The following is a 24,389-nucleotide window of genomic DNA, read 5'->3' as shown; positions in this document are numbered from 1 at the left end:
TAAATGTAGCATCTGTATAATGTTCCTATTGAGTACTAATGAAAGCATCATTAGAGTATCTATAGAGTTAACACCTATCGAATAAAAACTCCAATACCACCAAGGCTCAATATTATACAAGACATATAGATCATAGTGCAGTATTAAGGTAAGTACTGCATTTATCGTTAACGAAATTATTATGAAGTGAAAAGCTGCAGAACGTTGGAGCACTTTGAAGTACTGTAAAGTTAACAAAGCTAAAATTGTAATAAAATCGTAGAGCGCCCAATTTAAATATAAACTTTCTAATAAGTTTATATAACCACTAGAAATATATGAGCAGAGCATAAGCGCTGATAAATAAACCGAGGATTTATTTTCTTTATTTATACTGGAAGCTAAACAGTATAAGAAAGCCATTAAAAATCCCCATTGAGAGAAAGCTTCTACATAATCCATCAGGGCTTCAGTAACGTACATTTAAGTTAGGTTACTTTATGGGTATCGTTTGACTTGAAGTAGTTGATAGTTTTATTTTTTAATTTATGAAGACCGAGAAAGTCTCTATCAACAATAAGTGCAACAATCATTATTACGTCTATAATATTAACTGAAACTGCGTAAATGTCCCATAATAACCACCGTTCTTTGTTTTGATGTACATATAAATCAAAATACATCAAAAGAAAAAAAGTTAAATTTATCGATAGTCCTACGGTCAAGTATATGAATGAAACGGAGGTTTTTTTCTTACAGGCTAGGCTCACAGAAAGAATTAGAATAGTTAGGACATCATATATTGCCCAATCCAAATATACTGTAGTTTTTATCGACAGCCATGTAAAGAAGTAATCTGATAGTGTATAAGAAACCATCATTACAAACGAACTGAACAATAGGTTTGTATCTCTTTTTACATTTAGGGAGTAAACAAAGACATTGAAAAAAAATGCCATTAAAAACCCCCACATTGTAAATGCAGAAAGGGAAAAAAAGCCAAAAAACTCAGTTAAAAACATTTATAACCTTAATTAATCACTTAGGTTTTATAGGTATCATACCACCACCGCGCTGTAATTCTGCACCAGCTGCAGCAATAGCCTCTTGAGAAAAGCTCACTGTATCAGATTGCAGGGTTTTAGGGCTAGCAGTTTGTTCCATTGCAGGCTTTAATTGTTGTGTTTTGTTGTATGCTTGCATTTGTAATTGGCTATTAGCTGAAACTTGCATGTGATTGATCCTTGTAAAAGTTTTAATTATATTTGGTGCAACTTTTAACCACATTATTATGTAGATAAATGCATTACCTGTTTTAAGCAGTGATAGCTATTTTGCTATCTACCTAATAATTAGCAATCAATGTGCCAACTTTTTTTGACGCATTAAAATTCACTCAAAAATATAATCAAACCAAACAGCTCCGACCAGTTTGCTGCAAATATAAAAAAACGCACAGGGATAACCGTACGTTTTTTGTATCCAGGGAGTTTAAGCTACGTATTTACACGGGATCTCCGCACGTGTACTTAGCTTCAAAATATATTCCATTGCTACTTCGTCACAATTTTCTTTACGAAGGCAAAGTTCACAATCTTTCATTACTTTTTCAGGCAAAGAGTCTTTGCTACAAAAAGTAAAACGTTGTTGTTCAAAGAAATCGGGGACACGGGTCAATACAATAACTCGGTTAAGTGCCAATTTTTTGGCTTTAGCAAGTAGGTGCTCTACAAGCTGTCTACCCTGCCCCGTCACTTTACTTTTTGGGTCTATACCCAATGAGCGTATTTCAGCAAGGCCGGTATCGTAAATGTATAACGATGCACAACCTGACACTTTTCCATTTATTTCAGTAACGGCAAACTCGTTAATGGAGTGCACCATATCGCTTTTTGCACGAGGCAGGTTTTCGCCTACCGTTGCCCAGTGCTGTATAAGTGTGGCAATTGCCTCTACATCATCTAAATTTGCATCACGTACCGTTATTTGCTGTTTTTTTTTGGCTTCTTTAACAGCGTTAGTTACTTGCTCAATAGACGTTCCGCCAAGCGCTTGACGCGCTTTTATACAAGCATCAATTTCAAGTACTGGGTAAACATCGTCTTCAAATACAGTGTTTACTGATTTGTACTGTTCAAGTGATAGCTCCTCAAGCGTTTTACCTTCGCTAATCGCAAGCTGTACAAGTACACCCACAATGTGATGCCCTTCTCTAAATGGCACACCTTTAGCAACTAAGTAATCAGCAAGTTCAGTGGCATTAGCGTGGCCGCCTTTTGCCGCTGCTAACGTTTTATCGCCATTTACTTTTACGCCTTTAATACATGCTTGCGCCATATGAATACATGCAAGCCACGTTGGCATAGCGTCAAACAGGCCTTCTTTGTCTTCTTGCATATCTTTATTGTATGCAAGTGGCAGTGCCTTTAATGTCATCATCATAGCGCTAAATGCACCAAATACACGTCCAGTTTTACCGCGAATAAGCTCGAGTGCATCAGGATTTTTTTTCTGAGGCATGAGCGATGAGCCTGACGTTACGTTATCAGCAAGCTCTATAAATCCGGCTTCACCCGAATTATAAAAAATCAAATCTTCAGACATACGAGATAAGTGAATCATCGAAATAGACGCACAACTTAAAAGATCTAACACGAAGTCACGATCAGATACGCCATCAAGGCTATTTTTTGTAGCCGCTGTAAAACCTAATCCGTGGGCTAATGCTTGGCGATCAATCGGATAAGCTGTACCTGCTAATGCACCACTGCCTAATGGGCAAAAATTCATGCGCGCTTTAGCATCTTGCAGGCGGCTTTCATCGCGCTCTAGCATTTCTACATACGCCATACACCAGTGGCTAAACAATACTGGTTGTGCGCGCTGTAAATGCGTGTAACCTGGTAATATTGTGCCAAGCTCACGCTCTGCAAGCGCTACAAACTCGCCTTTTAGCTGTGCAATGGCATCTAGTAAATGATCGGCTGTATCACGGCACCATAGTCTAAAATCGGTGGCAACTTGGTCATTACGGCTTCGGCCTGTATGTAATTTTTTAGCTAAATCACCTACTTTTTCAATTAGAGCAGCTTCAACATGTGAATGAATGTCTTCTGCACCCGAAGTAGCAACTGATTGTGGATCAGCTTTAACTTCTTCAAGTAGCTCATTTAATGCAGCAACTAATTTTGTATGCTCATCACTTGAAAGTACATTTACCTGTTCAAGTGCACCAGCCCATGCCACAGAGCCAATAATATCTTGCTCTGCTAACTGGTAGTCAAAGGGAAGAGAGTCGTTAAATTGCTTAAACGCCTCATCTGGACCCGTAGAAAAACGTCCGCCCCATAATGCCATGAAATCTCTCCAAACCCTGTAATGCCCCTTTTATAAGGGGCTATAAATAATTTACTTTTTAGCCAATGCTGAAATTCTGCTTGAAAGCGAGAATAAACGAATAAAGCCTTCAGCGTGTGACTGGTCATACACATCATCTTCGCCAAATGTAGCAAATGCTTCGCTGTATAAGCTATTTGGTGATTGCTTTTGAACCGCAGTTACTTGACCTTTATATAGCTTAAGTACCACTTCACCTGTTGCCACTTTAGAAAGTGCTTCTGCACCAGCTAAAATAGAATCTTTAAGTGGTGTAAACCAACGTCCGTCGTATACTAAATGTGAAAATTCACCACCTAGTACTTCTTTCCATTTACGGCTTGCTTTATCAAGCACTAGCTCGTCAATGGCTTGAAGCGCAGCCATAATTACTGTGCCACCTGGTGTTTCATAACAACCGCGTGACTTCATACCTACTAAACGGTTTTCTACAATATCAACACGTCCAACGCCATGAGGCGATGCAATATCGTTTAATTTAACTAAACAGTCATATGGTTTAAGTTCTTCGCCATTTACAGCAACCACTTCGCCTTCAACAACTTTTAAAGTTACTAGTTCTGATTTATCTGGTGCTTGCTCTGGAGAGTTAGTCCAAGTCCATACTTGCTCAGTTGGTTGGCACCATGGATCTTCAAGCTCACCACCTTCGTGCGAAATATGCCAAGCGTTAGCATCACGGCTATAAATTTTTGTAGCTGATGCTGAACACGGAATGTCACGCTCTGCTAAGTAATCAAGTAATGATTCACGACTCGATAAGTCCCACTCACGCCATGGCGCAATTACTTTTAAATCTGGAGCAAGGGCTGCAAAACATGATTCAAAACGAACTTGGTCATTACCTTTACCAGTACAACCATGAGAAAGTGCATCAGCACCTACTTTACGTGCAATTTCAACTTGTGCTTTAGCAATAATAGGACGCGCCATAGACGTACCTAGTAAATAAGTACCTTCGTAAATCGAGCCCGTTTTAAGTGTTGGATAAATGTAATCACTTACCATTTCATCTTTTAAATCAACTACGTAACATTCTGAAGCACCTGAAGCGATTGCTTTAGCTTCTACGCCTTCAAGTTCTTCTGCGCCTTGACCTACATCCGCTACAAACGCAACAACTTCACAACCGTAGTTTTCTTTTAACCATGGCACGATAGCCGATGTATCAAGACCACCTGAATAGGCTAAAACGACTTTTTTAATTGAACTCATAGGTGTTCCTTAACAAAATTTGGATTTAGTAATGTAACTAGCAAAGCATTTTGCGCGTGCATGCGATTCTCTGCTTGTTGAATAATTTTCGATGCTGGACCATCCATTACCTCAGAGGTAATTTCAAATTCACGGTGTGCCGGTTGGCAATGTAATACCGTAGTTGCACCTGTTTGATCTAGCAATGCCTGATTTAATTGATAAGGCATATATTTTTCTTTAACTTGCTCAAGCGGTGTTGTATCACCCATTGATACCCAAGTATCTGCATATACAACGTTTGCACCAACAGCCGCTTCAACACGGTCACTTACCATCACTGATGCGCCATTCATTGCCGCTATTTGCTCTGCCTTTTTAAGGATTTGCGAATCAGGCGAGCTGCCTTTTGGCGTTACAGCAACAAAATCAGTGCCAAGCGTTGCCGCTAAAAGCATTAATGAATGAGTTACATTGTTGCCCTCACCTAAGTAAGCCACTTTAAGCTCGCTCACATCGCCGTGAACTTCTTGAAGCGTTAAAAAATCAGCAAGAGCTTGGCATGGGTGGTATAAATCACACAAACTATTTACTACCGGTACTGATGCGTATTCACCTAATGTAGTTAATGTGCTGTGCTGATTTACGCGCGCAACAATACCATCGGCCCAAGTAGAAATATTAAGTGCGAAATCTTTAATTGATTCACGTGCACCCATAGCGCCATTTTGCTGATCTAAATAAACTGCATGGCCACCAAGGCGGTTAATACCTATATCAAACGATAAGCGAGTACGTAAACTTTGTTTTTCAAACAATGTTACGATTGATTTTCCCGCTAATACATTGCTGTATTTTTCTGGTTTTGCTTTTATATCTTGCGCTAACTTTAATAAATTAAGTGCGCCTTCTTGGTCTAACTCTAAACCCGTTAAAAAATTCTCAAACATAATAAACCTATGGTGTAATCTTAGTTCCGACATGCTCGCCTTGTAGCAGAGCAGTTAAATTTTCTGGCTTTTGCCAGCTGGAAATATACACACCGCGTCGTAAATGTTGGGCAGCGTGAAGGCTGGTCTTAACTTTGACCTCCATCCCGCCCACAATTACTCCATTTGTAATTAAAGTATCAATGTGTTTTGTGTCAAGTTGATGTAACGGCTGTTTATTTTCGTCAAGCACTGCTTCAACATCCGTCATAAAAATAAGCTCAGCATTTAAGTTACTAGCAATAGCCGCTGCTGCTTCATCTGCATTTACGTTGTACCAAAGCCCTTGCTCATCAAAGCCTATAGAGCTAACAATCGGTAGGCGACCGATTTTAAGTAAATCATTAACAATAGAATCGTCGTTGCTTTTACATTTACCCACTAAGCAAAGCGCTTTTAGCTTTTGAGTGGCAGTAACACCTGCCTCAAAAAGGCTTAAGCCCACAGGCTTGTGCCCAGCACTAATAGCTTGAGTCATTAATTGTTTATTAGCGCAACCTGCGAGTGCACCCACTATATAAGGCATTTGCTCTGCTGGGCTAATACGTAATCCTTGGTGTTTAGCACTGGCAAAACCCGCTTGTTTTAACCATGTATCAACTAAAGCGCCACCGCCATGTACAATGACAAATTCATCATTTTTTTGCTCATTTAATACATCAAACAACGCTTTTGCTGCATTTTCTGTATTAAGTACTGCACCACCTAGCTTAATTACCCACGTTTTTTTACTCATTTAAAACGCTCCTTTTAATCCAGTGGTATGATCTAAATTCATAGAAATATTAATACACTGCAAAGCTTGTCCAGCAGCGCCTTTTAATAAGTTATCAATAGCAGACATCACAATTAACTGCGTTCCTTGTTGCTGCCAACCAATATCAACAAATGGCTGCTTAGCTACACCTTTAATTGAAGGTACTTTATCGCCTAATAAACGAATTAATGGCTCGCTCGAAAGTACTTGATAAGCCGATGCAACGTTTTCCTTGGTAACGCCTGGCTTAAGCTGTACATAAATAGTTTCTAAAATACCGCGCGGAAAGCTACCTAAGTGCGGTGTAAACAACACTTTGTGGCCAAGGTGTTGTTCAATTTCAGGGCCGTGGCGATGGTTAAACAAACCATAAGGTGCAAGCGACACTTCACAAAAATGTGTTCCTACACTGGCTTTACGCCCTGCGCCTGTAACGCCCGAAACCGCATTAATAATAATACTTTCGCTGCTTAATAAGCCTGCTTGCTTAAGCGGTTTTAGCGCATTAAGCGCTGCTGTTGGGTAACAACCTGCAACAGCAATTAGCTTTGCATTAGCGATAGCATCATGGTTCCACTCAGCTAGACCGTAAGCCGCTTCATTTAAAAGCTCTGGATGTTGATGCTCAAAACCATAGTAAGTAACGTAGTCGTCATTGCTTGCTAAACGATAGCCACCAGATAAATCAAATACCTTTTTACCCATAGCTAAAAATTGCGGCGCTAAATCAACACTTACTTTGTGATCGGTACATAAGCATACGTAATCAGCATCACTTTGAATGTCATCAAAAGCTGATACGCTAAGAGGAAGTAAAGGGCAATCTAGTAAGCCAAGGTGCTCTGGGTATAAATCACTTAGCAATTTATTTTTATCTAAGCTACCCTCAGATACATAACAGCCTGTTAAAGTTAAGTTTGGATGCTTAACAACTAAACTTGCTAACTCTGCGCCGCTGTATCCGCTTGCGCCAATAATCACTACATTCATTTGTTACTCGTTATCTTAAAATTAATTACTACTTATCTATAATGTTCGCTTAAACTAGCTTAGACGCTAATTAAGTCTTTTTTATTAATGAATTTTGATTATCGTCGCATTATTTTCATGGCGTTACTTTTAATATATTTATGCTTAAAAAGTGAATTGATATTCATCATAAATACTTTTATATTGTTATGCAATTAAATTGAATAATAATTTTGGATTTTTTTATGCCTTTGCCTTCGTTTATTTCCATGTACCAACAATTGATTGCAGCCCCTTCTATTAGTGCGATTGAAGACAACCTGTGTATGAGCAATAAAAACGTAATTGAACTCCTAGCCAGTTGGTGCGAAACAATCGGTTTTACGTGTGAAATTATAGAATTAGAAGGAGGTAAAGGGCGCTATAATTTATTAGCAAAACGCGGAGAAGGTGATGGCGGATTAATGCTAGCTGGTCATACCGACACAGTGCCTTTTGATGACAGTCGTTGGAATCATAATCCATTTAAACTTACCGAACTCGATAACAAATTGTATGGGCTAGGAAGTATTGATATGAAAGGCTTTTTTGCTTTTGTATTACAAGCGATTAGTGAACTTGATGAAAAGCAGCAAACTCAGCCTATTTTAATTCTTGCCACCGCCGACGAAGAAACTACGATGGCTGGTGCGCAACAAATATGTAAGCACCCTAATTTAAAACCTGCGCGTTGTATAATAGGCGAACCTACTGATATGACTCCAGTATTTATGCACAAAGGCCATATGAGTACAGCAATAAGAGTGGTTGGTCGCTCTGGGCATAGCTCCGATCCCGAACGTGGTCTTAACGCCATTGAAGTAATGCATAAAGTGATTACAAAATTGATGATCTTAAAAGAACAATTAAAGCATAAGTATTCAATAAACTACTTCGAAATCCCTTATCCAACATTAAACTTAGGTAATATTCATGGCGGCGATAACGCGAATAGAATTTGTGGTTGCTGTGAAATGCATATAGATATGCGCCCATTACCAGGTTTAAGTGTACAAGAACTACAAGCATTAGTACTCGATGCAACGAAAGAGATAAATCAGCAATACCCAAATGCGGTGAGCGTTATTGATTTACATGAACCAATACCGGCATTTAGTGGGAGCACCGACAGTGCTTTAGTAAAAATGGCTGAAAAAATAGCGGGGCAAAAAGCGGTCGCAGTAAATTACTGCACTGAAGCGCCGTTTATCCAGCAACTCGGTTGTGAAACGATTGTAATGGGCCCAGGCTCAATTAACCAAGCACACCAGCCTGATGAATTTTTAGCGATGGAAAAAATAAAACCATCACAACAAATAATCACTGATCTTATAAAAGCAAATTGCTTTAGCTAATAAGATTACAATAAAGGCGCCAATTGGCGCCTTTATTAATACAGAACTAAGGCCTAATCACCTTTAACTTCTAAGTTAATAAACTTAACTAGCTCTTCAGGTTGCCCTACTAGCATCATAACTTGTTGGTTAATTTCCATCATAGTTTTACCTTCAGGTAGCTTTGCAGACACACTGAATGAATTTAAACCTTTCGCAAAGCTGGTTAAAGCCTCTGCAATATCTTCAGTTACAGGAGCTTGTTGTAACTGTTGCTCTAGCGTCATTTCCATTTGCTCAAGCGTCATACCTTGCTTTTCAAGCTCGCTTGAGAGTAAATCTTTTAATTTACCCTGGTTATTTAAGGCAAAGCTAACATTACGCGGCTCTAATTTACTCATTGCTTGCATAACAAGTGTTTGCTGCTGTAATTCTTGCTCATACGTCAGCGGTTGATCACCCGCTTCTTGCTGCGCCTTGCTAATAGCCAATGAAGCATCCATTAACGCTTTTGAATTAGCTAAACCCATATCCATATTAAAACTAACAATGTCTTTTGCATCAAGCTTAACTACTACATCACTATTGCCAGACTCTTCATCGTAATCAAGTGATGAATGTAAGTCGTAACTTGCCGACGCTAACATTTCGTTTGTATCAGCTGGTAATTTTGATACGAAGCTTTTATCAAACTGAAAGCTTTTTACATCAAATGATGTATGTGGTGATATTTTATCCGGCTCGTAGCCAGTTATTTCAATGCTTTGAATATTAGCAACATTGTCACCTTCAGGGCTTATTACTTCCATGTTTGTTATTTCTACACTCTTTGAAATAACACTTGCCGATAAACCAGCGTATTTAAATGTAGCGCCAGTTTGCTCGCTTACTAAAGCAAGTTGCTTATCTACTTCTGCACGCACTTCTTGAGTTGCTACGTAGTTTGCGTAACTAACACCACCCACGCCTGCGGCCACAAGAGCTGCAACTATAACTAATTTTTTCATGTCATTTCCTTATTTAATTCTTTCTATAAAGTGTCTCAACTTAAGAGTAACACTGAAGAACATCACCGATAAGTGTTAATTAATCAAACTAAGTAACTCATGTACGGTTTTTACAGGGGTAATTTTAGCGCCTAGCCCTTCCATCGATTTATGGTAATTGCGAAATGGAATATATATTTCTGTAAAACCATGTTGTGCAGCCTCTTTAACACGCGGTACACCACTGTCTATTGGGCGTACATCGCCGTTTAAGCTAAGTTCTCCCATAATACACGTGGTACGAGGTACAACAAATTCGTTTAAACTGCTAAGTAACGCGGTTACTAATGCTAAATCGATGCAGGTTTCTGTCTCATCAATTCTTAAACCACCCACAATATTAAAAAACGTATCGTGAAATATTTTAGTTTTAGTATGCTTACGTAATATACCGGTCAGCATTTTTATACGATTCATATTTAAACCAACACAAACACGCTGCGGAAATTCAGCTTCTGTTTCGGTAGTTAAACATTGAATCTCAAGCAATAAATTACGATTCCCTTTACGAATACAGGTAATAGTAGAGCCAGGTGAGTCGGTGGTTGAACCCGATAAAAATATTTCACTTGGATTATCAACGCTTAACATCCCACGTTCACACATTTTAAAAATGCCAACAGTATCAATATCACCAAAGCGATTTTTATTTGCCCTAAGGGTTCGTATTTGCCCATCGTTGGTATCTATGTGTAAAAGCGCATCAACAATATGTACAAGTGTTTGAGGGCCTGCTATTTCGTTATTTTTATTTACGTGAGCAATAATGAACATGGTTACGTCATTTTGCTTACAGTACTGAGTTAATGCTTGGGCGGCGCTTTTTACTTGCGAAGGCGAACCTGGGCTACCATTTGCCGTATCGGTTACAACAGCTTGAATAGAGTCAATAACAGCAAACTTAATTTTATTTTTCTCGAGCTCTTCGATGATGGTTTCAACGCTCGTTTCTGAAAGTAAATAAAGCTCGTCCGGGTTATAGTTTAATTTTAAACGATTTACTCTGTTTTTAAACTGCGATAAAGATTCTTCTGCCGTACAGTAAAGTGACGGCATCCGCTGTGACATTCTCGCCACTAGGTCAGATAGCAAAGTTGTCTTACCCGCCCCCGGATCGCCCGAAATTATATTAACAGAGCCAGTAGTCACCCCGCCGCTTAGTACGCGATCAAGCTCGCCGATTTCAGTTAGCTGCTTTTCAGCCTCTGATGTAGCAATATCATTGATTTTTTTAGAGCCACCACCAACACCACCAGCATAACCACCAACGCTTGCTCGTATTGATGCTTTTTTACTGTGCCCTGCTGAAGGTTTAAATTCCGCTAATGTGTTCCACGCACCGCAGCGACATTGACCCTGCCAACGTTGATAGTTCATGCCACATTCGGTACAAACAAATTCTACTTTTGCCGCTTTAGCCATTGATAACTTTACCTACTATTCTTTAAATTAAAAAAATTCTTACTATTAAGCGCTTATTTTGCCATTTCAGGCATTTACTTAGCAACAAACTCTTGCCTGCTTAAAAATCTAGCGTCACAATCAATAAATACACATGGTGTTTCTTTTTAGCTATAATTTAGGGCATACTTTTTGCTTTGTAATAGTTTAAAGTAACTTGCCAATAAAATGGCAAATAACACATACATAACAAGAGCTAAACAGTAGTAACTCAAATAATTGTACCTATATTAATAACATAGCGCGATTTAACGTTTATTGAACTTCTAATAAATGGACTTAACAGTATACCTACTTTTTCAATTAGACGGTGATGGTTTTATAAATGGCTGATGACATAATGCTCAAACACGAAGACCTCGTGAATGAGTTAAAAACATATTTAGGCAACGCTAAATTTGATCTAATTTTCAAATCAAAAACCGCAGGGTTAACTAAACCTGAGCAATTTTTAATGAAAATGGAAATGTCGCGTTTATCTCAGCCAGTGGCACGTTTTGTTGATCTTCGCGGATTAGTGACAGGCCAAGTAAAACCATATGAGCATAACGGCAAGCAACACTTTATGGATGACACAGCCATTGAAGTGTTTGAAAAAGCGCTTAAACAACATGGTGAATACACCTTAGCTGTTTACGAAGCCGTAATGAATACAGAAAATAACCACCGCGTATTACAAAAACAAGCAGCCGAAAAATCAGAGTTACAAGAGTTAGAAAATAACTTAAACACTGAAGTAATTAAGTTTGCCTCTTACGAGAGCCGCCGTGAAGAACGGATGAATTACTCAATAAAAGTAACGATTGATTACAAAGATAAAAAGAACATTGCTGCTAGCACCTCAGATATATCTTTAAGCGGTTGTAAAGTTAAGCTTGCAACGCGCTACTCTATAAAAAAAGGCGAACTCATCGCAATGCGCTTAGTAGGCCTTGAGCAAGACTTTGAACTTGGCCTAAAAAACGGTATTCAATACGAAGTTGTTGCAGTAGAAAATATCTCTCGTGAATTTAATCACATCCGCTTAAAGCGCACTTATATAGAAAACAACGATGCCTTTAATGACTTTTTAGAAAGTTTTATTCATGGTAATAAGCGTCGTTATAAAGTAAATCTAGATAATACGCTCGATGCTGTAGTATCAAAGGGGTATGAGCAGTACTACATTCCTCGCGTAACGTCTTTATATGTGTTTTTAAGTAAAAAAGATGAGCAATATTACCCAAGCCTTAGCCTTACCACTGAAAATAATATTTTTATTCAGCGCTACTTTACCGATGAAAGAAAAATACCGTGTTTGTACAATATACTTAATCATCAGCGTATTACACAATTACTAACTCAAATTACCGCAGTAAAAGAAGATTACCTCTATACATTTACACATATATCATCAGGTAAAATTTATTACTACTCAGCGACGCGTACAGAGTTAAATAACAACCCTAAATTACGTGATCTATTTTTAGGTTTTGGTAGCCAAAAAGAGAGCTGGCAGTGCTTTAAAATACAAGTAATGCCAAGTCATCCAGATGATTCTTTTATACCGCTTTCACTACCTAATAGTGCCGGTGAAAATATAGAAAAATTAAATAAGCCACCTTCACCTCGTGTAAAAGGCCTTATAAAAGATGTTAAGTATATTGTTGTACTTACAAATATTGGCAATAAAGCTGAACAAGCAAATTATAAACAACTTACTTTTGATAAAGCATTAGTAAATCAGCTTAAGCACTTTGGCCACGCAAAACACAAAACACCACCCTACTTAGATATTGTGCCACTTGAATACGTAAATTTACGCTCGCATAAGCGCTATCTTTATAAAACACCAGTTAGTGTCACTATTAATGATGAAGTATTTAACGGCTATACACGTGACTTTTCGGTAATGGGTTTGCAGTTAGAGTGCGAACAACCTGCCACATTTAAAAAAGGCGATATAGTACTTTTAGCATTCCCTGAACTTCAAAAAATAACTAAAAAGCATAAGCTTAGTGAACTAAAGTACGAAGTAATGGCCATCAGTAAGTCATTTACTACTATTAACCTAAAAGCAAATCGTATTGCTGATTTACCCCATGCTGGCGTGACCTTTTTCACTCAGCTAATAGAAGGTAATAAAGACAAACTTAAAGTATCTGAAGAAGCACCTAAAGTAGAAGGCTTATCTACCGCACTTAGAAATATGGTTACAAAAAGCGTTTGCCAATTTCCGCTATATTTACACAAAGAAGCTGCACACTTTAAAACCGGCGCAATTGGATATGGGTTATATGCCAGCCCTATGCACGTGATTTTGCAAAACTTTGGTTTATTAAGTAACAAAACTGACTTTTCGAGCATTCTGACCGAAGAGCAAATTATTAATGTAATAACACCAAATATTAAAGATCGCAGCCGCCAAGATGCACCGCTTGCTTTTACACTTGCTATTAACTTCGATCCTCGAAAAGGCAGTATTGAAGAGGCTATTGTTAGCCAATGCGCTTTAGGTGAAGACTACTCAAGCTTTTATAAACAAATTAGTAAAGGTATTACATCGCAACTTATATTCGTAATGCGTTTGTATATATCGCGTACAGGTCGCCCCGATACTGATTATCTTTCTAATGAGCTAAAATACGTAAGTCAGTACGCAATGCACAAAGCTAAAGATTTAGAAGAAGCCTTATGGGCCGTAGCTGGTGTAGGTGATGTAGTAGATATAACTGAAGAAGCGCTAAGCCATTTAGAACTAAAAAAAGAGCAAGTAGCACAAATGAGCCGCCGTAAGCTAATTTGGTTAAACCGCTTACGTTAAGCGGTTTAACTTAATTTATTTTAAAGTGTTGGTTGTTTTTCTAACGGAATAGCCAACATATACAACAATTGCAATAATGACCCTTCACAAATAGCCGCTTGTGCTTGCTCAACCACTTTAGGCTTACCATGTACGGCCACACCTAGGCCAGCTTTTGCCATCATTACTAAATCGTTTGCGCCATCCCCAATAGCTACAGTTTGTGCTTTTTTAAGCCCTAGCTTTTGCTGAAGCACCTCTAAAACGACCGCTTTTTGCTGCGCATCGACAATCGTACCCAGCACTTTACCTGTTAGCTTGTCGTTTTTAAATTCGAGCACATTAGCGTGCACTTCATCTAAATTAATCAGCTCTTGTACACGCTCTGCAAAAGGCACAAAACCACCTGAGGCAATCGCCAAATACCAGTTATGTTGCTTTAAAATTTGGCACAGCATTTTAATGCCAGGCATTAATGGTAATGTACTTTTCAGTTCTTCAATTAAGCTTTTTTCAATACCTTCAAGCTTAGCTACACGCTGATATAAACTCTCACTAAAATCAAGTTTACCCGCCATTGCAAGTGCAGTTACAGAGGCAACTTCATCGTATACGTTCGCAAGGCGTGCTATTTCGTCTATGCACTCAATAGTTATTGCAGTTGAATCCATATCCATAACCAATAAACCAGGCTCATATAAATTAGGCGGCATAGTAACTTGCACTAATTGACAATCAAGCGTGTTTGAAAATTCTTGTAGTACTAACGGGTTTATAGTTTTATCTGCATTTTGCGCGTAAAAACACAGTGCTGGTGCAAGCCCTAAATCAGGTTGGTATTGGCATATAGCGGTGATGTTTTGGTTATGTGTCGCTAAAAAGTCAACAATATTGGCAATGTGTTTTTCTTCAAAATCACCCGCAAATGCGATGCTAAATAACCCTAATGCTTTGTTTGGAATATAATCGAGAGGTGTAGATACACCACCACTATAGCTAAACCATTTATTTAGAGTTAAGTGTTGTAATGGTTGCTCAGCAGCTTGCTGTGCCATGTTGATTTGCGACATGGGATCTCCGTGTTTATTTTTATTTTCCTGATAGTTGGCATCTCAAAACTGCTATTCTCAACACTAAATTCGCCATCAGGTGGGGTTTAAGGTTATAGTTAGTGTAGTTGTAACATCAAATCAAAATGCTGTCAGTAGCATAAACGGTGACTATGAAAAATAACCATATTAAAAACCCTATAAGCGCATCCCAAAGAAAGCGACTCGTTCGCTTAATTCTTGCGGCTGGCTGTTTTGTATTACTAAGCTGGGTGGGTGTTAATAGTAGTTTTCAGAGCCACCAGTTACTTTACGATAGCGCCGACAGCACCGCCAAAAGCCTCACTCAGTTTATGGCTTTAAATGTTAAAACACCTTTAATCGAAAAAAACAAACCCCAGCTCAATGCGATTTGTAACGATATAAGTAAAGATGAGTTCGTGCTTTCGGCCACTATTTACGATCAACAGGGTATTTTATTAGCCAGTAGCGACAATTGGCAGTCGCATCATGTTTATGGTCAACTTTCTGATTCTACCCCCGGAATAAGTAAGTTAAAAACACCTTTTATGGAACCTGTTATAAGCGATGATGACCGCCCTATAGGTTTTGTATCTATTACTTATTTAACTCGCGCTGCAATATCCGACAGCCATAATCATTTTCATGACTTAGGCAGGCAGGTTTTACTAATGCTAGTGATTGCTTGTATTTTTACGTGGCAGTTAGGCCGTGGATTAAAGCGCTGGCAAGTAAATCGTTATATGCAAAAAACATCTGAACAAGAATCATAAAGTTGCTTTGCAAGCGTCTCTTTTTCGCTGTGTGGCTTTAAATCACATAGTGCGTCAAACACATCAGGTAGATGCAATGGCGTGTTAACCTCCCCTTGGTAGCCACTTAAAGGCATTGAAGGTGAATCTGTTTCAAGCACTAAGTGCTCGGGCTCAATAGCGGCAATAACAGCACGGGTTTTAACTGCACGTTGATAGGTAATAACACCGCCTACGCCAAGCTTAAAGCCCTGTTTGATATAATACTTCGCTTGTTGGATTGAACCTGAAAATGCATGAATCACTCCCCCATTTTTTGGCTTACAACGTTTAAACGCTTGCGCAATTAAATCATGGCTTTGCCTATGATGTACAATGAGCGGTAAGCTTAGCTCATTAGAAAGCCCTATTTGCTGTTCAAATAAATAAGTTTGTTTAGAGAGGTTTTCAATGCTTCTATCAAGCCCACACTCACCAATGGCCACTAACTGATGCTTATTTGTAGTTGCAAACTCGAATAATGCTTCTATGTGCGATTCTTCATGCTGTTTTAAAAAATAAGGGTGCAGCCCTGCCGCTATTTTTATACTTGGATAGGTTGCTTTGAGCTCTATAAGAGTATGCGATTGAGCAAGCGTAATACCCGGTACAACAAACTGATTCACTCCCTTTGCTACACACTCGTTTATCAGCGATTCACGACTTGAATCAAACTCACTAAAATCGAGGTGGCAATGAGAGTCAATAAATTGCACGGTTACTTACTCATCTATTTATTAAGGGTTTAAGCGTGTAATTTGCCAGCTGTTATCTGCTTGGCGCTGATACATAAAACGATCATGTAAACGATGCGCCCCACCTTGCCAAAACTCAATTTTAGTGGGCACTACACAATAACCGCCCCAAAAATCAGGTAATGGAATTTCACCTTTAGCAAACTTATTTTTCATATTAGCAAAGGTTTCCATGAGTACTTTACGTGATGACACCGGACGACTTTGCGCTGACGCCCATGCAGCTAATTGGCTTTCTTTAGGACGAGATAAAAAGTACTTTGCCACAGCAGAAGTCGGTAAGGGTTTAGCCTCGCCATACACAATAACTTGGCGCTCCATGTGATGCCACGGAAAGTGCAAGGAAATTTTATTATTGCCTTTAAGCTCTTGCGCTTTACGCGAGCCGGTATTGGTAAAAAACACAAAGCCGTTATCATCCAAATGCTTTAAAAGCACAATGCGCTGTGAAGGCTGACCTGTTTCATCAACGGTTGCTACAACCATTGCTGTTGGATCGGGTAGTTTGCTTGCTACCGCATGCTCAAGCCATGTTTCAAACTGCTTGAACGGATCATCTTGCAAATTATCTTCGCTTAACGCGTCTTGCAGGTATTCACGACGGATATCTTCGAGTTTCATAAACAAATCCTTCTCTGTTTATTAAGCGTATGTGGGTAAGTGAGGTCAGGCAATTAATCGTTATAAGAGCAAAAATAAAAGTGTTTTGTTTAGTGTTGGGTTTCGTTTCACTCAACCCAACCTACAGTGCCAGAATATATATCTGCAAGTGTAGGAGTGCTAGCAAGGCGGTAAAACTATTTATGCCAAGGAGCATACGGTTTGTATGTGACTTAGGCTAAATAGTTTTACCAACGCAGCTAAAGCGAACTACACGCAGCAGAAGGTTCACCTAAGTAGTTTAGCCTAAGACAAGGCGTCCAACCCGACTTATCCCTATGAGCATACGGTTTGTATGTAATTAGGGTAAGTCGGGGTGGGTAACGCAGTATTAGGTTAAAATACGACGGTGATTACATTTGCTCCATAACTTCAATGCCAAGTAAGTCCAACCCCGTCTCTAATGTTTTAGAAACCAAATTACACAGCACTAAACGGCTATCGCGCACGCTTGGCTCTACGCCTTCTCTAAGTACTGGGCAGGCTTCGTAAAATGTCATGTATAAGCTTGCAAGCTCGTATAAGTAACCACATAGTACGTGCGGTGTTGCTTCGCTGATCATTAAATCAAGTACTTCTTCGAGCTGTAGTAGCTTAAGTGCAAGTGCTTTTTCTTGAGGCTCAACAATTGCAACGTCTGAATTTAATGTAGCAGCATCAACGCCTGACTTACGGAAAATACTGCGTACGCGTGTATAAGCATATTGTAAGTAAGGAGCGGTTGCGCCTTCAAAACTTAGCATGCTGTCCCAGTTAAAAATGTAATCACTGGTACGGTGCTTAGAAAGGTCGGCATATTTAACTGCGCCAATACCTACTTTACGGGCAATTTCGCTGCGATCGCTATCACTTAAATCAGACTCACGTTCAGCTAATTTTGCTGCTGCGCGGTTAATTGACTCTTCTAATAAATCAGCAAGTTTTACTGTGCCGCCAGTACGTGTTTTAAATGGTTTATTATCGGCGCCCATCATGGTGCCAAACGGGCAAAACTCGTAGCTTGTTTCGTCTCTTAATAAACCAGCTTTACGCGCTGTTAGCTCTACTTGGTTAAAGTGTAGATTTTGACGTGCATCTACAAAAATTAAGATGCGATCAGCACCTAATTTGTTTGAACGATAGTCACATGCTGCTAAGTCTGTTGTTGCATATAAAAAACCACCGCCAGATTTTTGTACGATAAACGCTGATGGCTCGCCATCTTTATTAGCTAGCTCATCTAAAAACACCACTTGCGCGCCTTGCGACTCTACGGCAATGTTTTTATCTTTAAGTAGGCTAATAATATCGTTAAGCTCTGCGTTGTATGCGCTTTCAGCCATAATATCGGCTTGAGTAAGCGTTACATTTAAACGCTTGTATACTTCTTCAGAGTGTTTAACTGAGGTGGCTATAAATAGTTTCCAAAGTTTTTCACAATGCGCATCGCCGCCTTGTAATTTAACAACGTAGTCACGTGCTTTATCTGCAAAGCCTTCTTCGTCGTCAAAGCGTTTTTTAGCATCGCGGTAAAAAGTTTCTAAATCAGCAAGCGCAACAGTATCTAAGTCAACGCCTTGGCTAATTTGATCTTCTAAATGCGCGATTAACATACCAAATTGCGTACCCCAATCACCCATGTGATTTTGACGTACAACCGTATCGCCTCTAAATTCAAGCGCACGTACAATTGAGTCACCAATAATAGTTGAACGTAAATGACCTACGTGCATTTCTTTAGCTAGGTTTGGTGATGAATAATCAACAACAACTTTTTGTGGCTTAGCGTGCTCGTTTACAGCTAGTTTTGCATCATTGTTAGCCGCTTTAACGCTTTGCGCTAAAAACTCAGGCTTTAAATGGATATTAATAAAACCAGGACCCGCAATTTCAGTCTTTTGTGCAATATCGCTTACATCAAGGTTATCAATAATTTTTTGTGCAAGCTCACGTGGATTGCTTTTCATTTTTTTAGCTGCGCCCATGGCTGCATTAATTTGGTAATCACCAAATTGTGGACGCGTGCTTTGCGTTACTGCCGGGTTTGTGTCTTCAGGTAAGCCTGCACCGACCATAGCTGCAATGGCTTTTTCAATTAAAATAGTACGAATATTCATATTTTTTTACCTTTATAAACCCGCCAAAGCAGGTTTTCTTTTAATTCTTGTAAATGAGCTCTAGTTTTCGCGTGTATGGCTAAACGTTACTTCTGGGTAACGCTCGACCGATAAGTTAAGGTTTACACGGCTCGGCGCAATGTAAGTTAAGTTATCACCGCCATCGAGTGCTAAATTGCTTTCGCATTTACGTTTAAATTCTTCAAACTTTTTAACGTCATCACTGCTTACCCAGCGTGCCGTATTCACGTTTACGCCTTCATAAATAGCATCAACGTTATATTCTGCTTTTAAACGCGCTACAACCACATCAAACTGAAGTACGCCTACCGCGCCTACTATTAAGTCGTTATTAATAAGTGGTCTAAATACCTGTACAGCACCTTCTTCAGAAAGCTGTACTAAACCTTTTAACAATTGCTTTTGCTTAAGCGGATCGCGAAGGCGAATACGACGAAATAGTTCAGGGGCGAAGTTAGGAATACCACTAAATTTAAGTTTTTCGCCTTGCGTGAACGTATCACCAATTTGAATTGTACCGTGGTTATGCAAGCCAATAATGTCGCCAGCGAAAGCATCTGCGGCACGTTCACGATCGCCCGCCATAAAGGTTACCGCATCAGAAATGCTCACTTGCTTGCCAATTCGCACGTGATTCATTTTCATGCCTTGGCTGTACTTACCCGATACAATACGCATAAATGCAATACGGTCACGGTGTTTAGGGTCCATGTTGGCCTGAATTTTAAATACAAACCCGGTAAAGTTTTCTTCAGTTGCAACAATTAGTCTATCTTCGGTTTCACGTGGTAATGGCGTTGGCGCCCACTTAGTTAAACCATCTAACACGTGATCAACACCAAAGTTACCAAGTGCGGTACCGTAATAAACTGGCGAAAGCTCACCGGCTAAAAACAGATCTAAATCAAATTCGTTGGACGCACCAATAACAAGCTCAAGCTCATCGCGTAACTGCGCAGCTAAGTCTTCACCAATGGCAATATCTAACTCTGGATTATCAAGGCCTTTAATTGTGCGAACATCTTGAATTTTATGACCTTGACCCGTTTTATATAAAACAGCTTCATCATTATGAATGTGATAAACACCTTTGAATTCTTTACCACAACCAATTGGCCAAGTAATGGGTGCACAGGCAATATTTAGCTCTGTTTCAACTTCGTCCAGCACTTCCATTGGGTCGCGAATATCACGGTCACATTTGTTCATAAACGTAACAATAGGTGTGGTACGCAGGCGTGTAACTTCCATTAGCTTACGGGTACGGTCTTCTACACCTTTAGCCGCATCAATAACCATTAAGCACGAATCTACTGCTGTTAATGTACGGTACGTATCTTCAGAGAAATCTTCGTGTCCTGGCGTATCAAGTAAATTAACAAGTGCGTCGTTATATGGAAATTGCATTACAGACGTAGTAACTGATATACCACGCTCTTTTTCCATTTCCATCCAGTCAGATTTAGCATGCTGGTTAGAGCCGCGACCTTTTACAGTACCAGCTCTTTGAATAGCTTGTCCGAATAACAATACTTTTTCGGTAATCGTTGTTTTACCAGCATCCGGGTGAGAGATGATAGCAAAGGTCCTTCGCTTGCTGATTTCATTGATAATAGTCTGGTCTGCCATTGATAAATTCTTTTAGTTTATATGCGGGGTTGAATGCATTTTAATAAGCGTCTGCGAGTAAACCCGTTATGTTGATCGTAATTAACTACTATTCTCGCTGATTTTCACGTTGCAAACAGCTGATAATAAAGCGTCAATAGTTGATTTTTTAATAATGGCAATTGTAACAGGAGTCGGTATAAAAGTGTGCTATCTACTTAAAAATATCTTAGCTTTAAAATAAATGTGTACAGCAAGCGATATTTAAACGACCTACAATTTGCTCGTAGATCGTTTAAATAAAAATGAGTAGTTACTTAACAACATCAATAGTAGGTACAACCGACATTCCAACACGTAGTTGACTAAGTAAAGGCTGCTTAGCATCTAAACTAATCTTTACCGGTAGGCGCTGCGCTATTTTAGTAAAGTTGCCTGTTGCATTATGCTCACCAATAGTGGAGTAACTTACACCACTTGCTGGACTTAGACTGTCAACGTGTCCTTTTAATGTCACGCCTGGCAATGCATCAACTTTAGTTATTGACTTTAAAAGATGTAAAACTATGTAAGTTTTTAAACACTGAATTAATATTATTCAGTGTAATTTGTTAAATTTATATAACTTAAACAGAAAAAAAGAGCTAAAGATCATGCAACTAATGATTGTAATTTAGCCACCAAGACCGCTATAAGCTTGTGTAATCAGGTCGTAACGCATATTATTGGCAGATTGCATGGAGGATAAGTCGTTTGGTCATGAAAACCAGTAAGTTAAGTATAAGATTATTATGGTATATAACACCTCTTGTTATTCTGCCACTGCTATTTTTAGGTGGCTTTACGCTCACCAATGTCACTAATTCAACACAAAAACAAGCTGATTTAATAATGAGCCGTTTTGTTGAGCAACAACAGCAAAAAATATTCAACTATATCGACTCTTTTCACTCTACTGCAAAACTACTTTCAAATTCGCCAGTACTTAGTGACTTTTTAGCAAACGATATTAGCGCCAACGGTAATTACACCCGAAAACTTGGCGCGCTTATGGATGTATTTGCCAGTTACAGCGAAGCTTATCCAGATATAATTAGCATTAATTTAGTTTCAGCAAGTGGGAAAAGTGATGCCTACTACTCTAATAACCTAACAACAGCGCCTAAAAGCTATCCATTTTTTAATCGAGTATTGCAAAGTAATTTAAGTACACAGCAATTTATGATTCAAAAGGACGATGGCACCACGAGCTTATATTTCATTCAACGAATTGACAGCGTTGATTACTACTTGAAACGTCCACAGCAGCTTGGTTTTATTGTAATACATATTGAGCCTTCAATACTCAACTCCAGTATTTTAGAAGCGCCATATAACAACACACTTAATTTAATGTTGACCAAAGACGGGAAAATTTTATTTAGCTCCGACTACAACATGCGCGGCCAATACATAAGCGAATATGAACTTAACCAAGTACATGATCTTGCCGATATAGGCATGCTTTCTACCATTGAACTCTCAAGCATAGATAAAATAGAGCGAATGATTTTTGCCGTACAAATGCCCGGTGGATATTATTACGTTTCAACCATTCCCAAAGGTGTGCTTTATCAATCTGGTAAAGCCATAAGCCTAATAACAGGCTTAATTGTTATTATTTCGATAATCACCCTGCCAATATTAATTTTTATAGTGGTACGTAATTTACTACTTAATCCAATTGAATTACTGGGTGCTGCAAGCCACCGTGTTGGTGATGGCGATTTGTCGGTGCACTTACCAGCTCATACAAATGACGAAGTGGGTGTTTTGTTTAACGACTTTAACCACATGGTTAATCAAATTAGACACTACCAGCAGCAGCTTGAAGAATATAAACACCACCTTGAAGATAAAGTAGAAAGTCGTACTAAAGCACTTGAAGCCATGAACAGCCAACTAGAGCTTGCAATTGGCCAAGCCGAGCAAGCTAATCAGCTTAAAAGTCGTTTTTTAGCTAATATGAGTCACGAAATACGAACGCCACTTACGGCTATTATGGGCTTTACAGAGCAATTACTCCACAACGACAAAGTAGCCAACGACAAACAACATCTAAGCACTATTTTACGTAATTCAAAACACTTACTAGAGTTAATAAATAATATACTCGACTTATCTAAAATTGAAGCTGAAAAGCTAGCTGTCGATTTGTCTGCGTTAAACGTAGTGCAGCTTGTGCATGACATTGAATCAATTATTCAACCACTGGCACAAGAAAAACAATTAACCCTTAATATTAATTACCAACTGCCGCTACCTCGCACCATTTATAGTGATGTGACCCGCTTAAAACAAATACTTATAAATATTGCAAATAACGCTGTTAAATTTACCGAAAATGGCAGTGTGTCTATTTGCGTGCATTATTTACAAGCAAGTCAAAAGCTAGAATTTGTAATTAAAGATACCGGCATTGGTATGTCTGAGCATCAAATAGAGCGTGTGTTTAAACCGTTTGAGCAAGCCGATGCCACAACCACACGTCGTTTTGGTGGTACAGGCCTTGGGTTGTGTATTTCTAAAAATTTAGCACTGTTACTTGGTGGCGATGTAACGCTTGAAAGTGAAGTTGGCGTTGGTAGCCGCTTTACAATTAGGGTGTCGTGTCAGTTATCTGATGATCAACCAATGCTTGAGTTTTTAACGCAAGAAAGCCAGTTAATACCAGAGAAAGACCCTCTCTTATCGTTTGCGACCAATAACTTTGAGGCTAATATTTTAGTCGCTGAGGATAACCCTGATAACCAACTATTAATTAAATTATTACTGCAAACTTGGGGCCTTGAACCCGATATTGCTAGTAATGGCGCACAAGCTGTAGAAATGGCACTCGTTAATGACTATCAGCTTATTATAATGGATATGCAAATGCCTGTAATGGGCGGATTAGAAGCGACTAAAATGCTTCGTCATGCAGCATACGATGGCCCCATTATTGCCCTTACTGCTAATGTAATGAACCACGATATAGGCACTTACCTAGAAGCTGGCTGCAACAAAGCACTCGCTAAACCCATTGATAAAGATGCTCTGGAAAATGTACTCGTAAGCTACCTACATCTTGAAAAGGATAATCAAAATAAGTGGGACAGCTTATTAAAAAGCGAAAAGTTTCAGCAAATTACTGATAACTATTTAGCCAACTTACCTACTTATTTAGAAGAAGTTAAAACTCTGCAACATTGTAATGACTGGGAAGCATTAAGAAGTATAGCGCACAGTATTAAAGGTAGTTCTGGGTGCTTTAATTTTGATGAAATTTATCACAGCGCTGCGGCACTTGAAGAAAATTTAAAAAGTAACAATAAAGTGCCAAGAGACGAGCTGGTAAATAAATTAATAGCAGCCATTGAGCAAGCAATTAGTGGCAAAGTAACCTAAAAGAAAACTTACAAAA

18 protein-coding genes are annotated in these 24,389 nt (G+C 39.0%); 4 read left to right on the top strand and 14 right to left on the bottom strand.

Translation table 11 applies throughout. The annotated features are described in order from the left end of the window. Nucleotides 1-1,017: 1,017 nt before the first annotated feature. From H5116_RS10375 to argC, 6 genes are all read right to left on the bottom strand, one after another. Nucleotides 1,018-1,212, bottom strand: a complete 195-nt coding sequence (locus H5116_RS10375; protein WP_101164309.1) for a hypothetical protein — start codon at nt 1,210-1,212, stop codon at nt 1,018-1,020. A gap of 258 nt (nt 1,213-1,470) precedes the next feature. After that, complete coding sequence (gene argH / locus H5116_RS10370; RefSeq protein WP_149602222.1) at nt 1,471-3,336, bottom strand: argininosuccinate lyase; 1,866 nt, start codon at nt 3,334-3,336, stop codon at nt 1,471-1,473. 51 nt (nt 3,337-3,387) lie between these two features. After that, nucleotides 3,388-4,590 carry an argininosuccinate synthase gene (locus H5116_RS10365; RefSeq protein WP_007377844.1) on the bottom strand — a complete coding sequence of 401 codons (1,203 nt, stop codon included), beginning with the start codon at nt 4,588-4,590 and terminating at the stop codon, nt 3,388-3,390. After that, nucleotides 4,587-5,519: an ornithine carbamoyltransferase gene (locus tag H5116_RS10360; protein WP_002958764.1), complete on the bottom strand. Its 933-nt coding sequence runs from the start codon at nt 5,517-5,519 to the stop codon at nt 4,587-4,589. Before H5116_RS10360 ends, H5116_RS10365 begins: the two co-directional genes overlap by 4 nt. A 7-nt stretch (nt 5,520-5,526) precedes the next feature. Continuing rightward, nucleotides 5,527-6,294, bottom strand: coding sequence for an acetylglutamate kinase (gene argB / locus H5116_RS10355; RefSeq protein WP_182716083.1), 768 nt, complete (start codon nt 6,292-6,294; stop codon nt 5,527-5,529). Then, nucleotides 6,295-7,305, bottom strand: coding sequence for an N-acetyl-gamma-glutamyl-phosphate reductase (argC, locus tag H5116_RS10350; protein ID WP_182716082.1), 1,011 nt, complete (start codon nt 7,303-7,305; stop codon nt 6,295-6,297). A gap of 224 nt (nt 7,306-7,529) precedes the next feature. On the opposite strand from argC, the gene argE reads away from it, so the two are divergent. Further along, the gene (gene argE, locus H5116_RS10345; protein WP_182716081.1) at nt 7,530-8,678 is read left to right on the top strand and encodes an acetylornithine deacetylase; all 1,149 of its coding nucleotides are present in this window, start codon (nt 7,530-7,532) and stop codon (nt 8,676-8,678) included. A 53-nt stretch (nt 8,679-8,731) separates the two neighbouring features. Here the strand turns inward: argE and H5116_RS10340 are convergent, their stop codons facing one another. Both H5116_RS10340 and radA read right to left on the bottom strand, forming a co-directional pair. Beyond that, nucleotides 8,732-9,664 carry a hypothetical protein gene (locus tag H5116_RS10340; protein WP_002958768.1) on the bottom strand — a complete coding sequence of 311 codons (933 nt, stop codon included), beginning with the start codon at nt 9,662-9,664 and terminating at the stop codon, nt 8,732-8,734. Nucleotides 9,665-9,739: 75 nt separating this feature from the next. Continuing rightward, nucleotides 9,740-11,125 carry a DNA repair protein RadA gene (gene radA, locus H5116_RS10335; protein ID WP_182197388.1) on the bottom strand — a complete coding sequence of 462 codons (1,386 nt, stop codon included), beginning with the start codon at nt 11,123-11,125 and terminating at the stop codon, nt 9,740-9,742. A 364-nt stretch (nt 11,126-11,489) separates the two neighbouring features. Between radA and H5116_RS10330 the strand changes: the two genes are divergently transcribed. Further along, on the top strand, nt 11,490-13,967 hold the full coding sequence (locus H5116_RS10330) for a PilZ domain-containing protein (protein ID WP_024596075.1): 2,478 nt from the start codon (nt 11,490-11,492) through the stop codon (nt 13,965-13,967). Nucleotides 13,968-13,987: 20 nt separating this feature from the next. Here H5116_RS10330 and serB read toward each other — a convergent pair whose 3' ends face one another. Further along, nucleotides 13,988-15,016: a phosphoserine phosphatase SerB gene (serB, locus tag H5116_RS10325; RefSeq protein WP_182716080.1), complete on the bottom strand. Its 1,029-nt coding sequence runs from the start codon at nt 15,014-15,016 to the stop codon at nt 13,988-13,990. A 152-nt stretch (nt 15,017-15,168) separates the two neighbouring features. On the opposite strand from serB, the gene H5116_RS10320 reads away from it, so the two are divergent. Next, nucleotides 15,169-15,789, top strand: coding sequence for an AhpA/YtjB family protein (locus tag H5116_RS10320; RefSeq protein ID WP_002958772.1), 621 nt, complete (start codon nt 15,169-15,171; stop codon nt 15,787-15,789). Here the strand turns inward: H5116_RS10320 and H5116_RS10315 are convergent. The 5 genes from H5116_RS10315 to H5116_RS10295 all read right to left on the bottom strand — a co-directional run bounded on the left by H5116_RS10315 (nt 15,756) and on the right by H5116_RS10295 (nt 21,464). Next, entirely contained in the window at nt 15,756-16,523 is a 768-nt protein-coding gene (locus H5116_RS10315; RefSeq protein ID WP_182716079.1) for a TatD family hydrolase, read from the bottom strand. The genes H5116_RS10320 and H5116_RS10315 overlap by 34 nt on opposite strands. A 21-nt stretch (nt 16,524-16,544) precedes the next feature. Further along, entirely contained in the window at nt 16,545-17,183 is a 639-nt protein-coding gene (gene pdxH / locus H5116_RS10310) for a pyridoxamine 5'-phosphate oxidase (RefSeq protein ID WP_096793607.1), read from the bottom strand. Nucleotides 17,184-17,575: 392 nt separating this feature from the next. Further along, nucleotides 17,576-19,318, bottom strand: a complete 1,743-nt coding sequence (gene argS / locus H5116_RS10305) for an arginine--tRNA ligase (RefSeq protein ID WP_182716078.1) — start codon at nt 19,316-19,318, stop codon at nt 17,576-17,578. A 60-nt stretch (nt 19,319-19,378) separates the two neighbouring features. Beyond that, nucleotides 19,379-20,968 (bottom strand): peptide chain release factor 3, encoded by a 1,590-nt coding sequence (prfC, locus tag H5116_RS10300; RefSeq protein WP_002958776.1) that lies wholly within the window; start codon nt 20,966-20,968, stop codon nt 19,379-19,381. 292 nt (nt 20,969-21,260) lie between these two features. Continuing rightward, nucleotides 21,261-21,464: a multidrug transporter gene (locus H5116_RS10295; protein ID WP_310735991.1), complete on the bottom strand. Its 204-nt coding sequence runs from the start codon at nt 21,462-21,464 to the stop codon at nt 21,261-21,263. A gap of 242 nt (nt 21,465-21,706) precedes the next feature. Here H5116_RS10295 and H5116_RS10290 point away from each other — a divergent pair, with 242 nt between their 5' ends. Next, nucleotides 21,707-24,373 (top strand): ATP-binding protein, encoded by a 2,667-nt coding sequence (locus H5116_RS10290; protein ID WP_182716076.1) that lies wholly within the window; start codon nt 21,707-21,709, stop codon nt 24,371-24,373. Nucleotides 24,374-24,389: the final 16 nt, after the last annotated feature.

The sequence above is a fragment of the Pseudoalteromonas sp. SG45-2 genome (assembly GCF_014164115.1).
GTDB classification, from domain to species: Bacteria; Pseudomonadota; Gammaproteobacteria; order Enterobacterales; family Alteromonadaceae; genus Pseudoalteromonas; species Pseudoalteromonas distincta.
This window is presented reverse-complemented; position numbering and strand designations above follow the sequence as displayed.

Bases quoted from the DNA above. Each gene is read 5' to 3' on its own strand.
- H5116_RS10375 (WP_101164309.1), bottom strand. From the start codon at position 1,212: ATGCAAGTTTCAGCTAATAGCCAATTACAAATGCAAGCATACAACAAA.
- argH (WP_149602222.1), bottom strand. From the start codon at position 3,336: ATGGCATTATGGGGCGGACGTTTTTCTACGGGTCCAGATGAGGCGTTT.
- H5116_RS10365 (WP_007377844.1), bottom strand. From the start codon at position 4,590: ATGAGTTCAATTAAAAAAGTCGTTTTAGCCTATTCAGGTGGTCTTGAT.
- H5116_RS10360 (WP_002958764.1), bottom strand. From the start codon at position 5,519: ATGTTTGAGAATTTTTTAACGGGTTTAGAGTTAGACCAAGAAGGCGCA.
- argB (WP_182716083.1), bottom strand. From the start codon at position 6,294: ATGAGTAAAAAAACGTGGGTAATTAAGCTAGGTGGTGCAGTACTTAAT.
- argC (WP_182716082.1), bottom strand. From the start codon at position 7,305: ATGAATGTAGTGATTATTGGCGCAAGCGGATACAGCGGCGCAGAGTTA.
- argE (WP_182716081.1), top strand. From the start codon at position 7,530: ATGCCTTTGCCTTCGTTTATTTCCATGTACCAACAATTGATTGCAGCC.
- H5116_RS10340 (WP_002958768.1), bottom strand. From the start codon at position 9,664: ATGAAAAAATTAGTTATAGTTGCAGCTCTTGTGGCCGCAGGCGTGGGT.
- radA (WP_182197388.1), bottom strand. From the start codon at position 11,125: ATGGCTAAAGCGGCAAAAGTAGAATTTGTTTGTACCGAATGTGGCATG.
- H5116_RS10330 (WP_024596075.1), top strand. From the start codon at position 11,490: ATGGCTGATGACATAATGCTCAAACACGAAGACCTCGTGAATGAGTTA.
- serB (WP_182716080.1), bottom strand. From the start codon at position 15,016: ATGTCGCAAATCAACATGGCACAGCAAGCTGCTGAGCAACCATTACAA.
- H5116_RS10320 (WP_002958772.1), top strand. From the start codon at position 15,169: ATGAAAAATAACCATATTAAAAACCCTATAAGCGCATCCCAAAGAAAG.
- pdxH (WP_096793607.1), bottom strand. From the start codon at position 17,183: ATGAAACTCGAAGATATCCGTCGTGAATACCTGCAAGACGCGTTAAGC.
- argS (WP_182716078.1), bottom strand. From the start codon at position 19,318: ATGAATATTCGTACTATTTTAATTGAAAAAGCCATTGCAGCTATGGTC.
- prfC (WP_002958776.1), bottom strand. From the start codon at position 20,968: ATGGCAGACCAGACTATTATCAATGAAATCAGCAAGCGAAGGACCTTT.
- H5116_RS10290 (WP_182716076.1), top strand. From the start codon at position 21,707: ATGAAAACCAGTAAGTTAAGTATAAGATTATTATGGTATATAACACCT.